Annotated in this window: 12 protein-coding genes; 6 read left to right on the top strand and 6 right to left on the bottom strand. The window is 64.2% G+C overall.

What is annotated here, in order from left to right; translation table 11 throughout:
- Window positions 1–16: 16 nt before the first annotated feature.
- Complete coding sequence (locus tag RFA01S_RS21790) at window positions 17–628, top strand: hypothetical protein (RefSeq protein ID WP_139278496.1); 612 nt, start codon at window positions 17–19, stop codon at window positions 626–628.
- Here RFA01S_RS21790 and RFA01S_RS21795 read toward each other — a convergent pair whose 3' ends face one another.
- Window positions 629–2,554 carry a flavin-containing monooxygenase gene (locus RFA01S_RS21795; RefSeq protein WP_174557301.1) on the bottom strand — a complete coding sequence of 642 codons (1,926 nt, stop codon included), beginning with the start codon at window positions 2,552–2,554 and terminating at the stop codon, window positions 629–631. It lies immediately after the preceding gene.
- A gap of 185 nt (window positions 2,555–2,739) precedes the next feature.
- On the opposite strand from RFA01S_RS21795, the gene RFA01S_RS21800 reads away from it, so the two are divergent.
- From RFA01S_RS21800 to RFA01S_RS21815, 4 genes are read left to right on the top strand one after another with little or no spacing between them, the layout of a single operon-like run.
- Complete coding sequence (locus RFA01S_RS21800; RefSeq protein ID WP_027497814.1) at window positions 2,740–3,402, top strand: nitroreductase family protein; 663 nt, start codon at window positions 2,740–2,742, stop codon at window positions 3,400–3,402.
- 25 nt (window positions 3,403–3,427) lie between these two features.
- Window positions 3,428–4,990: a class I adenylate-forming enzyme family protein gene (locus RFA01S_RS21805; RefSeq protein ID WP_032406959.1), complete on the top strand. Its 1,563-nt coding sequence runs from the start codon at window positions 3,428–3,430 to the stop codon at window positions 4,988–4,990.
- Window positions 4,987–5,613, top strand: coding sequence for a TetR/AcrR family transcriptional regulator (locus RFA01S_RS21810; RefSeq protein WP_032406960.1), 627 nt, complete (start codon window positions 4,987–4,989; stop codon window positions 5,611–5,613). Before RFA01S_RS21805 ends, RFA01S_RS21810 begins: the two co-directional genes overlap by 4 nt.
- Window positions 5,603–6,736, top strand: a complete 1,134-nt coding sequence (locus RFA01S_RS21815; RefSeq protein WP_032406961.1) for an EstA family serine hydrolase — start codon at window positions 5,603–5,605, stop codon at window positions 6,734–6,736. The genes RFA01S_RS21810 and RFA01S_RS21815 overlap by 11 nt, the downstream gene beginning before the upstream one ends.
- 37 nt (window positions 6,737–6,773) lie before the next feature.
- Here RFA01S_RS21815 and RFA01S_RS21820 read toward each other — a convergent pair whose 3' ends face one another.
- The 5 genes from RFA01S_RS21820 to RFA01S_RS21840 form a co-directional block, all read right to left on the bottom strand.
- Window positions 6,774–8,030: an ATP-binding protein gene (locus tag RFA01S_RS21820; protein WP_238325079.1), complete on the bottom strand. Its 1,257-nt coding sequence runs from the start codon at window positions 8,028–8,030 to the stop codon at window positions 6,774–6,776.
- Window positions 8,031–8,134: 104 nt separating this feature from the next.
- Window positions 8,135–9,238 carry an LLM class flavin-dependent oxidoreductase gene (locus RFA01S_RS21825; RefSeq protein WP_032406962.1) on the bottom strand — a complete coding sequence of 368 codons (1,104 nt, stop codon included), beginning with the start codon at window positions 9,236–9,238 and terminating at the stop codon, window positions 8,135–8,137.
- Window positions 9,239–9,266: 28 nt separating this feature from the next.
- Window positions 9,267–10,313, bottom strand: a complete 1,047-nt coding sequence (locus tag RFA01S_RS21830; RefSeq protein ID WP_032406963.1) for an ABC transporter substrate-binding protein — start codon at window positions 10,311–10,313, stop codon at window positions 9,267–9,269.
- 36 nt (window positions 10,314–10,349) lie between these two features.
- Window positions 10,350–11,069, bottom strand: coding sequence for an ABC transporter ATP-binding protein (locus RFA01S_RS21835; protein ID WP_032406964.1), 720 nt, complete (start codon window positions 11,067–11,069; stop codon window positions 10,350–10,352).
- 3 nt (window positions 11,070–11,072) lie between these two features.
- The gene (locus RFA01S_RS21840) at window positions 11,073–11,933 is read right to left on the bottom strand and encodes an ABC transporter permease (RefSeq protein WP_080733420.1); all 861 of its coding nucleotides are present in this window, start codon (window positions 11,931–11,933) and stop codon (window positions 11,073–11,075) included.
- A gap of 116 nt (window positions 11,934–12,049) precedes the next feature.
- Between RFA01S_RS21840 and RFA01S_RS21845 the strand changes: the two genes are divergently transcribed.
- On the top strand, window positions 12,050–12,580 hold the full coding sequence (locus tag RFA01S_RS21845) for a GNAT family N-acetyltransferase (RefSeq protein WP_032406965.1): 531 nt from the start codon (window positions 12,050–12,052) through the stop codon (window positions 12,578–12,580).
- Window positions 12,581–12,680 lie beyond the last annotated feature (100 nt).

Raw genomic sequence — 12,680 nt, forward strand, 5'->3', positions numbered from 1 at the left:
GAGACACAGCAGTCGCGTGGCCCTAGCCGCCATTGCGTTCATCGGTGTACTCCTGACGGGATGCAGCAGCTCGGACGAACCGACCAATGCGATGCCGTCGGTCATTCCCACCGTCGTCGCGGGTGCGCCGGCGACATCGACCGAGGCGGCACCGCAGGTGACGGTTGCTCCGCAACCGGGTGGCAGCCATTCCGAGTCCGATTCTGCGACAACACCATCGGTCGACTCTGCGCCGATCACTCCCGTCGACCCGGCCCGATATGCCGCCATCAACAACGAAGTTGGCTGGAAGTCGCCGTCGGGCAACATCTACTGCAAGCTCGGCTCCACCGCGTTCTCGTCCGGCTGCCAGGCCACGGACGCACCCGTGCCCGACGGAGCGGACTGCGACAAGCCACCGTTCTCGGCCGACGAGATGAGCAAGGGCTTCTTCCTGGACCCGGCCGAGGTGACTCCGATGTGCTTCAACCAAGGCGCCTTCGGGGTCGAGAACGCGCAATCGCTGGACTACAACACATCGATCTCGCACCTCGGCTACACCTGCTACTCCCGAGTCGACGCCATGGTCTGCGACGCGGGCGGCGGGCACGGCTTCGTGTTGTCGATGCAGCAGGCGACGTCCAACTGATCAGCGAGCCTCATCCCGTCGAGGCTCCATGACGAAGTCGTCGAGATCGGCCCGCCGCGTCATCTCCCAGTAGTCGACGATGCGCCATGGCAATGTCGAGACCACTCGTCCGGCGTCGTTGCGGTACCAGTTGTCCATGCCGCCGTGCGACCAGATCATCTTCGCGTGCGCCTCGTCGTGCTTGCGGACGTACTCCGTTTCGACGTCGGCCTTGCACTCGATGGCTCCGATTCGCTTGTCCACCATGTCTATCAGCACATCGACGATGTAGCGGACCTGGCATTCGGCGATCGTGATGTAGCTACCCCCGTGGCCCAATACCGTTCCGGGGCCGCAGGTGATGAAGAAGTTCGGGAAGTCCGGGACGGTGATGCCGAGATAGGCGTGCGCATCCTCCGGACCCCAGATATCGCGGATGGACTCACCCGACCGTCCGCGCACGTCGATCGGCGTCAGCAGCTTGTGGGTCTCGAAGCCCGTCGCCAGGATCACCACGTCGACCTCGGTCTCCGAACCATCGCGCGCAACAACCGAATTCGAGGTGATGGACTCGACGGCGTCGGCGATGAGGGTGACGTTGTCTCGTTTGAGCGCGGCGTACCAACCGTTGTCGAGCAACATCCGCTTGCCGAAGGGCGGGTAATCGGGAAGTGACTTCTCGATCAGGTCCGGCCTGCCTTCGAGCTCGCGTTCGATGTAGCGGGTGAACACCCGTCGGTGGGCGTCGTTCATCGGGTTGATCGAGCGCTGCGGATGCTCCCACTCGGGATCGACCTGTAGCGAGCTGTGCACGCGATCGTTGAAGTTCCAGGCCAACCGCGTCCGGTACCACAGGCGATACAGCGGAACGACGTCCATCAAGTAGTTGGCGTCGTCGCCCATCTCGGTGAAATACACGTCGCTCGACGACACCCACTGCGGCGACCGCTGGAACACGGTCGCATGCCCCACCGTCGACGCGATGGCCGGCAGCACCTGCATGGCACTGGCCCCGGTTCCGACGATAGCGACACGCTTGCCGGTCAGATCCAGATCGGCCGGCCAGTTCGCGGTATGGAAGATGGGGCCGTCGAACGACTCAAGCCCGGGGATGTGGGGCACCTTCGGCCGATTGAGCTGACCGGTAGCGGTGATCACCATGTCGGCGGTCAAGATCTCACCATCCATCGTCGTGACGGTCCAGCCTTGCCGCTGCGCGTCGTACTCGGCGGTCGCCACTTCGGTGTCGAAGCGAATTCGTTGCCGCAGATCATGTTCGGAGGCAACGTCGCTGAGGTACTGCCACACCTCGTCGCGCTTGCCGAAGTGCGTGCTCCAGGCCCGCGGCGCGAAAGAGTAGGAGTACAGGTGACTGGGGGTGTCGACGCCCGCACCGGGGTAGGTGTTCTCGAACCAGCCGCCGCCCACATCGGAGTTCTTCTCGAGCACGGTGTGACTGATGCCCGCCTCGTGCAGCTTGATGGCAGCGAGCATCCCGGAGACGCCGGCACCGATCACGATGACCGACAGATCGTTCGGTGCAGCCACCGGAGTGTCCGAGGCAGTGAAGCCCAAGTCCTCGGCCACCATGACGCCGAACTCGGGTGGAACCTGCTCACCGACAGCCACGCTGATCATCTCGACGAGGTGCTCCGAGTCAGGGGCGGGCACCGCCATGGGCGTGCCCTCGTGGAACGCGCAGATCGCGTCGAGCGCCGCGGCGCGGATGCGGTCGGCCACGGCGTCGTCGAATCCGCCCGTGTCGTTGTTGTCCATGCCCCGACTACGGGTGGGGCGATACGGATCGATGAGCCACGTACGGTCTCCGGTCAGCTGATAGAGCACCGCCACCAACGTGGGCAGATTCGCCGCGGTGAGAGCGCGCGTGAGCCGATCCCGATCCACGCCTTCCACGGTCTCCGCTGCCGTTGCTGCATCTGTGGACACCGGTTACCTCCTGTTGCGTGCTGCTCTCTCCGACTCCGATAGCTCAACTAACCATGGTTAGGCAATTTCGCGCAAGGGATTCGCGGTCTCAATGTTCACAGCACTTCAGGCCTTGACAATGTGGCCCACGCCACACAATGCTTCAGGGCACTACCTAACAGCGGACAGGCGAAGGGACTTTACCCATGGAACTCACCGAGGCGATGCGCACCACCGGCACCTGCAGGCGGTACCTCAGCGATCCTGTTCCCGACGAGGTGTTCAAAGCCGCGTTCGACGTCGCGCGCTTCGGCCCGCAGGGCGGCAATCGTCAGCCCGTGCGGTGGATCGTCGTGCGCGACGCCGCCCGCAAGCAGGCTCTCGCCGATCTGTACCTCCCGATGTGGGACGCCTACTTCGCCGGCATCACGGGCGGAACCGTCGCCGTCGGCGCACTGCCCAAGACCGTGCAGGACGCCGATTACTTCGCCCGCCACCTCCACGAGGTGCCCGCCATCGTGGTGGTCTGCGCCGCGCTGGACGGACTGCACCCCACCGATCACGAACTCGGCCGACTCTCCGTCGTCGGCGGCGCGTCAATCTACCCCACCGTGCAGAACCTGTGCCTGAGCCTGCGCGATCAGGGCGTTGCAACTGCTGTGACCACTCTCCTGTGCCATGAGGAGCCGGCCATTCGCGAACTGCTCGGCATCCCGGACGACTACATCACCGCCGCGCACATCGCCGTCGGCTATCCGGAGAAGTCGTTCCCGCGCAAACTCACCCGTGATCCGGTGGAGCAGATCGTTGCGGCAGAGACGTTCTCGCAGCCGATGTTCGACTCCGCTGCACTCTCCCCTGCCCTCTGAACCACGTTCATCTCAGGAGTCCGCCGTGCCCGGTACCGCCATTCACCACCGTTCCCCCATCGGTCGCGCCACCATCGGCGATCAGCTGCGTCGCCATGCGCGGACTCAGCCGAACAAGGTCGCCTTCATCAGCTACGCAGCGGACGGCACCCGTGCGGTCACCACCTACGGCGAACTCGATTCTCGCGCAAATCAGTTCGCCAACCTGCTGGTCGATCTCGGGGTGACGACGGGTGACCGCGTCGCATCGATGGCCCGTAACAGCGTCGACGTGGTGGTGGCGTACTACGGCACACTCAAAGCCGGAGCGGCCTTCACCGGCATCAACGTGATGTATCGCGCGGCCGAGGTGAAGCACCAACTCGAACACGCGGAACCGACTGTAGTGGTCGCCGATCCGGCCTTCGCCGAGATCATCTCCTCGGTGAAGCCGGACACCACCACCCTGGTGACGTTCGGCTCCGAATACGCCGCGCTGACCGCGAACATCCCGTCCACCGAGCCGGACGTCGAGATGGACGAGAACGACGTCGCGATGGTCATCTACACCTCCGGAACCGAAGCGGCTCCCAAGGGCGTCATGATTCCGCACCGCAACTTCCTCATCTCCACCGCGCCCGCGTGGAGCTGGGGCCTGCGCACGGGACCGGAAGACACCTGGTTGTTTGTCATGCCGTTCCACACCATCGCCGGACTCGGCTCGATGACCACCCTCACGCTGATGGGCGCGACCCTGGTGCTGCCCGCGACGGTCGACCCGGCCCAATCGCTCCGCATCATCGCCGCCGAGAAGATTTCCGTCATCGCGCAGACTCCCACCTTCTACCTGGCGCTGGCCCGTGATGCGCAGTTCGGGCCCGAGGCCGTGAGCCAGGTGCGGCGCTGCCTCACCTACGGTGGCCAGGTGTCACCGCACACGATCAGCGCCTGGGCCGCCGCTGCACCCGAGGCCATCTGGGGCACCTACTGGGGACAGTCGGAACTCTCGCAGCTCGGCTCGGTCGGCTGGTTCTCCACCCTCGACGACATTCCCGACGGCGACGCGTCGTGGATCGGAAAGCCCGTCACCCACCTCGAGATCAAGGTGGTCGACCCCGCGGGCAACGAGAGCGAGATCGGTGAATTGCTCTGCCGCACTCCATCGGTGATGCTCGGCTACTTCAAGGACCCCGAGCGCACCGCCGAGGTGTTCCGCGACGACTGGGTCCACACCGGCGACATGGTGCGCATCGACGCCGACGGCAACCTGTTCTTCTACGATCGGATGAAGGACATGATCAAGTCGGGAGGGATGAACGTGTCGTCGCAGGAAGTGGAACGCACCATCCACACGCACCCGGATGTGCTGCGCGCCGCCGTCGTCGGCGTACCCGACCCGTACTGGTCCGAGGCCGTGACCGCCTTCGTCATCGCCCGCGACGGGGTGACCGCCGACCCGGCCGCGATCATCGAATACTGCCGCACCGAGTTGGCGTCGTACAAGGCCCCGAAGTCGGTACACATCGTGGCCGAACTGCCCGTCGACCCGCAGGGCAAGATCCTCAAGCGTGAACTGCGACTGCTGGCGGCGGTCGAGGAAACCGTATGACGCAGCCATCCGAGGTCACCGCTCTCCCCCGTCAGGTTCGGACCCGACAACGACGACAGGACATCGTGGCCAATGCCGCGAATATCTTTGCGCGTGAGGGTTACTCGAATGTCGGGATGCGCGATATCGCCGACGCCGTCGGCATCAAGGGTGCCAGTCTCTACCACCACTTCCCGTCCAAGGAAGACATCCTGTTCGCGATCTGTCTGACGGTGACGCAGGAACCGGCCGAGGAGAACCTGCCGCTGCTCGACGCGGCCGGAACCCCCACCGAGCGCATGTCGTCTCTGGTGCGCGCGCACCTGGTGCATCTCAATCGCCGACGGGTGGAGTACATCGTGGGCCTGCACGAGCTGGCCTCGCTCACCCCCGAGCACCGCACTGTTGTCGAGGACTATCGCCGTCAGTACCAACGACGCGTCCGCGACGTGATCACCGCGGGTATGCGGAGCGGCGAATTCACCGTCCCGGATGCGCGATTGGCATCCTTTGCGTTGACCGACATGCTCAATGGCATCAGCAACTGGTTCCACGACGGCGGCGAGCTGAGCATCGACGACGTTGCTGACAACTACGTCGAACTGGCCGTTCACCGCGTTCTGGGGGCATCACATGGCAATTGACGGTCACTGCGACTCGGCCTTCACTGCGGTGCGCGAGAAGTTGGCGGCCAACTTCGATAGTGGGGAAGAACTCGGCGCGTCCATCGTGATCGACATCGACGGCCACACGGCCGTCGACCTGTGGGGCGGCTACCGCGACACCGAGCGCAGCCTTCCGTGGGAGTCGGACACGATCACCAACGTGTGGTCGACGACAAAGATGGTGACGTGCTTGGCCGCGTTGATGCTCATCGACCGTGGGGTGCTCGATCCGGATGCGCCGGTCGCGACGTACTGGCCCGAGTTCGCCGCCGAAGGCAAGCAGGACATCCTGGTGCGGCATCTGATGTCGCACACCTCCGGCGTCTCGGGCTGGGACCGGCCGTTCGGCGAAGAGGACCTCTACGACTGGGAACTGGCAACATCGCTTCTGGCCGCGCAGGCACCATGGTGGGATTCGCGCACCACGTCGGGCTATCACGCTGTCAGTCAGGGCCACCTGATCGGAGAAGTCGTCCGCCGCATCGCCGGAAAGTCGTTGCGGCAGTTCGTCGCCGACGAGATCGCCGGGCCACTCGGTGCCGACTTCCAGATCGGTGCCGCCGAGGCCGACTGGGATCGAATCGCCGATGTCGTTCCGCCGCCAACACCCACCGATGATGCCGTGCCCGATCCGACGATGGTGCGTCGCAAGACCTTTCTCGGACCGTTGGTCCAGGCCTCGTCCGCGAACACCGCGGCATGGCGTGCCGCGGACTTGGGTGCCCTCAACGGGCACGGCAACGCACGATCGGTCGCGAGGATCCTGTCGGTCATCTCCCGCGGCGGAACCGTGGACGGCGTACGGCTGCTCAGCCCGGAGACGATAGACACGATCTTCGAGGAGCAGTCCAACGGAATCGATCTGGCCCTGGGCATTCCGTTGCGCTTCGGCCTGGGCTTTGCCCTCCCACAGCACGAATCGATTCCCTATATCCCCGACGGCAAGATCTGCTTCTGGGGAGGTTGGGGCGGATCGCTCACCGTTCTGCACCCGGAGTCGAAGCTGACCATCTCCTACGTCATGAACCGAATGGGGCCCGGAATCATCGGTTCCGACCGCGCGGAGCAGTACGTCCGGGCGGTGTACGCCGGAATCTGCTGACAGTGCGTATCACCGACTCCGAGCGGCCGAGGACCGGCTATGGCGCGAGCAAAGCCAACGGAATCACCGCGATACCGTCCTGTCGGCGGTAAGCGTGAGGACCTGTCGTCACTACGATCGCGTCCCTCATTCGACTGCCCACTGCGCTCCGAAGCCACTTCAGATGTCGGACATCGTGGTCCGTGATATCGGGCGAGACTTTCACCTCGATGCCGATGAACGATCCATCGCCTTGCTCGACGATCAGATCCACTTCGGCAGTCCTGCCACGGAAATGAAACAGCCTCGCCTCGTTCGCTTGCGCGTACACCTCGAGGCTTTGCGTTACGAACGACTCGAAAAGGTGCCCCAATCTGACGCCCGCCGAGCCGCCAGGCGTCAACAGGGACTCAGCTGTCACGCCGAGCAATCGAGCGCACAGGGCTGGGTCCACTAGATGGTGCTTAGGTGCCTTGGCCAGCTTCCCCAACGAATTATCCTGCGGCAACCAAGCTTCTACGTCATGCAGCATGCGCAGGCGACTGAGCACATCGCGATAGTTGATCGATGTTTGACGGGTTGGCTTGTGGGTCGCACCCGGCGTTGCCGCATCCCTGATCGACTCCCAGGATGCTGTGGTCGATGTGGCTGCGGCGTATGCAGTCATCCAGGCACGAAGGGATTCCGGACGTCGAACCACGTGGCCTTGCTCCGGAAAGTCGTGTTCGATGATCGCGTGCAGGTAGCCGTCCAAAGCTGCGCGATTCGCGCGACCGGCGAGACGACGGATGCCAGGGAAGCCGGAAACCAACACTTCTTCGATGTAATCGCCGAGCACGGTCTCGGTCGAACCCGAAATAGTCACCTGCCGGGGAGACAGCAAGTCCTTCAGGGATACAGCCGAATCCGACGGCCGACGTTCGGCGAAGCTCAGAGGCCACATTCGTACACGGACAATTCGGCCTGCACCGGAGTGGACGACAGCGTCGGAAGGCGGCGCGCTTCCCGTCAGCAGAAATTGCCCACCCGACGCATCGTTGTCCACGGCTCTGCGAACCAGATCCCACGACGGCGGGAATCGTTGCCATTCATCGATAAGCATGGGGCGCGCCGATCTCGCGAGCAGATCTGGGTCCGCAGAAATCAGCTGCCGATCCACCGCGTTGTCGAGTTCGAGAACCGACTTCGCACGGCGGGTGGCGGTGGCGGTCTTGCCTACGCCCTTCGCACCGTCGAGGTTGATCGCGGCTAGGTGAGGGAGGAGGTCGTCGAGCTCCTCGTCCACGATTCGCGGGACGTACATGGCACTGGACACGCAGCCATCATACAGATTTGCCCTCGTCTATCATCCATTTTTCACACCATCTACTGGACAGATTTCCCAATTGCGCAGACCCGGCGGGTTCGATCCCACGTGCTCTAGCGCGCGGGAACCGTGATTCCTCGTGCGTCGAGGATGGGGCGTACTCCCTCGGCGAAGTGGTACGCCTCCTCGAGGTGTGGGTAGCCCGACAGGATGAACTCGTCGAATCCGGCGTCGTGATACTCGCCGATCAGGTTGGCAACTTCCTCGTGCGAACCGACCAGCGCGGTACCGGCACCGCCTCGAACGAGACCTACTCCGGCCCACAGGTTCGGGTAGATCTCGAGAGAATCCTTGCTGCCGCCGTGCAAGGCCGCCATCCGCCGTTGTCCCTCGGACTGTGAGGACGAATGAAGTGCGTGTGCCGCAGACACCTGCTCCTCGGGAAGCTCGTCGAGCAGCTTCTGTGCGACGGCCCAGGCCTCTTCGGAGGTGTCGCGACTGATGGTGTGCAGGCGAATGCCATAGGTGAGCTTGCGGCCCTCGGCGTCCGCGAGCGCCTGCACCTTCTCGATCTTCGCGCGAGCGTCGGCCGGCGGCTCGCCCCACGTCAGATACGTCTGGACGTGCTTGGCCGCGACAGCGAGTGCGGGATCGGAGGAACCGCCGAACCAGAACTCTGGCAACGGGTCCGGGGCCTCCGAAACTCGCGCGTCAGCCACCTTGAAGAACTCGCCTTCGTGATCGACCGCCGTCTCCGTCCAGATCCGATGCACCAGTCCGAGGAATTCGTCGGTGCGGGCGTATCGCCGATCGTGGTCGATCCAATCCCCGAAACGACGCTGCTCGACGTCGTCGCCGCCGGTGACGATGTTGAACAGCACCCGACCTTCCGAGAACCGCTGGAGCGTCGCTGCCTGTTGCGCCGCCAACGTGGGCGGCGTGAGGCCGGGACGGAAGGCGACAAGGAACTTCAACCGTCGGGTGCTCTGCAGTAGCGCGGCGGTGGTCAACCAGGCGTCCTCGCACCAGGTTCCGGTCGGAGTCAACACTCCCTCGTAGCCGAGGCGGTCCGCGGCCTGAGCCACCTCCGTGAGGTACCGCAGCGACGGACGACGGAACCCGGCAGGTTCGACGATGTTGGCCGACGCGTGAGATGCACCGACGATGGAGCGGCCGTCGCCTGCGGTGGGGAGGAACCAGAAGATTCGTGCGGTCACGAGTGAACTCCTACGACGTGGTGGGTGATCAGTTGGTGGAGGCGGTCGCGGCGGCGATGGCGTCGTTGTAACGCGTGTCGACGAAGTCTGCGAACGTGTTGCCGCCGGGGATGCTTCCGCTCTCGACGAATACATCGAACAGCGTCTGCTCGGATTCGATCACGTTGTCGTCCAGAGCAATTGCTGGTCGCTGGCTTCGTCCCTGCGCCAATTCACCCGCGGCCGGGTCGATGCCGACGGCGGTCGAGTACGCCGCCGCCCACTCTGCCGGGTGTGCGTCCGCCCATGCGGACGCCTTGGCCAGGCGAACCACGAAGTCCTGCAGCGCAGTGTTTTTCGCGGGGTCGTCCAGAGCCTGCTGAGACGCGATACCGAAGCCGTACCCGTTGGCCACACCCTCGGCAGTGGTCAGTGTCTTGGAGCCGTTCTGCACCTGCGCGATCGCGGTGAACGGATCCCAGATCGCCCAGGCATCGACCTCGCCCGAGGTGAATGCCGTCAGCGCGTCGGCAGGCTGAAGGAACACCAACTGAACGTCGTCGGTGGTCAAGCCGGCCTTCTGCAACTGCAGCAGCACGTGGCCGTGCGCCGAACTTCCCTTGCCCACCGCGATCTTCTTACCGCGCAGGTCGGCGAACGACGCCAGAGTCGAATCCGGTGGCACGAGAATCTGATCCCCGCTCGCATCGTTGGTGTAGGCAGAGACGACCTTGATGCGGGCATTGGCTGCAACCCCGAAGACGGGAGGCGTGTTGCCTGTGACCGCGAAGTCGATCTGTCCGGCCGTTGCGGCCTCCACCTGAGGCGGGCCGGAGGTGAAGGTGGAGAACGCAACATCGTAGGGAGCGGAGTCCAGCTCACCCGACGCGCGCAGCAGGGCTTCGGTGCCACCCTTCTGGTCGCCGACGTCGAGGGTGACTGTGGCGAGTTGGTCGTTCGAGACGAGCGCGGGGGCTTCGGTGGCGGTGGTGTCGCTGCCACGCGAGACGCAGCCGGTGAGTCCGACGACCGTCATGGACAGGGCAGCGAGCACACCGAGTGCGCGCAGAGAACGAGGACGAGCGTATGACGACATGCGTGAAAGATCCTTGTCAGGTGCCGAATTGGACGGTCAGTGAACTCCAAGAGCTCCGAGCAGATGGGTGCGAAGGCGGGAGAAGCCCGGCGTTCCGCGATCGCGGGGGCGGGGCAGATCGACGGTGACGGTGTCCGAGACTGCGCCGTTCTCGAGCACCACAACCCGATCGGCCAGCGCGATCGCCTCGTCGACATCGTGCGTGACCAGGAGGATGCCGAAGCGGTGCCGTCCCCACAGGTCGAGCAGAAGTGACTGCATGGTCAGTCGTGTGAGTGCGTCGAGCGCTCCGAACGGTTCGTCGAGGAGCAGCAGTTCGGGCTCCCCCACCAACGCCCGCGCCAGCGCAGCGCGCTGAGCTTGCCCACCGGACAATGTGAGTGGCCATGCGTCTCGCTTCTCGGCCAGCCCCACCTCGTCGAGAGTCGCGTCCGCAGCAGTCAATGCTTCGTTGCCGGTGACGCCTGCGGTGTTCAGACCGTAGGAGACGTTCTGGCGAACCGACCGCCACGGGAACAGTCGTGGTTCCTGGAACGCGACTGCAGGATGTCCGGCGACGTGCCGCTCCCCCGTGTGGTCGGTCGACAGTCCGGCCAGGACACGCAGGATGGTCGACTTGCCGGAGCCGGATCGTCCGACCAGCGAGACGATTTCGCCGCGCTCGATGGACAGGTCGACACCCTTCAACACGTGACTGGATCCGTAGAACTTGTCGATGCCGTGCAGGGTGGCGACGGAAGTCGTCGTCGTAGTCATGAATCACGCATCCAATCGATAACGGAGGGCTCGCTTTTCGAGGATTCGGACGATTCCGTCGGTGCCGATTCCCATCAGCGCGTAGACGACGAGACCGAAGATGATGGTGTCGACCCGCAGGAAGTCCCGCGCGTTGTTGATGATGTAGCCGAGCCCCGATTCGGCGTTGATCTGCTCGGCCACGATCAACGACAGCCACGCGATCGCCAACGACTGCCGAAGTCCCACCAACAGCTGGGGCGCGATGCTCGGCAGAATGATGGTGGTGAATCGCTGTCGCCACGAGAAACCGAGGACAACGGCGGTGTCGAGAAAGTCGCGATCGATCTGACGGATGGCCGAGAACGTGTTGAGGTACAACGGAAATGCCACTCCGAGAGCGACGAGCAGAATCTTGGGAGTCTCGCCGATTCCGAACCACAGGATGAACAGTGGGATCAACCCGAGGTGCGGGAGTGCACGCAGCATCTGCAGCGGCGGGTCGACGGTTGCTTCGGCGAGCTTCGACAGTCCGACGAGCGCCCCGAGTGCCACCCCGATCAGCCCGCCCAGCAGGAGTCCTTGAACCACTCGCGTTCCGGAAATGGCCAACGCGTCTGCCAATTCACCGTTGCGCAGCAATTCCAGGCCCGCGTCGAAGATCAGGGACGGTGCGGGCAACACTCGTTCGGAGAGAACTCCGGCAGCACTGGCGATCTGCCAGAGGACGAGGAGGACGATCGGCGACAAGGCGCGCAGGACGGTCCATCGGTATCGCTGCCACAGTGGCGTTTTGGACGAGGCGGAAACCGGGTCGACCTTCGGTACGACGCTGCGCCGCGTGTCCACAGGTCCCGCGGGAGCGGCGTACGACGTCACGACCATGTTCACGTGCCTTCCACTTGATGACGATCAGCTTCGACTCACCACCCTCCGTTACGAGAGGGGTACGGGACCAGGGTTCGAATCAGCGTGAATCTAGGTCGGGCAGAATCGGACATATGACAGTCGAGCCCATCCACACCGAGCGCCTGACCCTTCGTCTGTACGAACCCGACGACGCAAACAGAATTCTCGCGTACTACAGCGACCCCGAGGTGTGCCGCTATCTCCTGCACGAGGCCTGGACGCACGCCGACGCCGTTGCAGCGGTGGGTAAACGGATGAAGCGATCCGGATTACACACTCAGGCGCTCGCCATGGTCGTCGAACACGAGGGGACGGTGGTGGGCAATGTCGAGGCGTGGCTCGTTGACGGTTCGCCGGCACTCGTCGAACTCGGCTGGACGTTCTCCCCTGCCGTGGCCGGTCGTGGTTACGCCACCGAGGCGGTCGATGCGTTGATCGAGCACGTGTTCTCACTGCCCCAGATCCACCGGGTCAGCGCACAGATGGACGGACGCAACGACGCGTCGGCCCGATTGGCCGCACGGGTCGGGATGCGTCAGGAAGCGCACTTCCGCCAGAACTGGTGGTGCAAGGGCGAATGGACCGACACGCTCGTCTACGCATTGTTGCGCGAGGATCGCTGACGCACATCATGCGACGTTCACCTCCGCGTCGGTTCCCCGACACCGGCCGGTGACCGCGGTGCGACAGTCTCGGAAAACTTCACTTTCCGAACTCTGGGAG

This window comes from Rhodococcoides fascians NBRC 12155 = LMG 3623 (genome assembly GCF_001894785.1).
In the GTDB taxonomy this organism is placed as follows: domain Bacteria; phylum Actinomycetota; class Actinomycetes; order Mycobacteriales; family Mycobacteriaceae; genus Rhodococcoides; species Rhodococcoides fascians.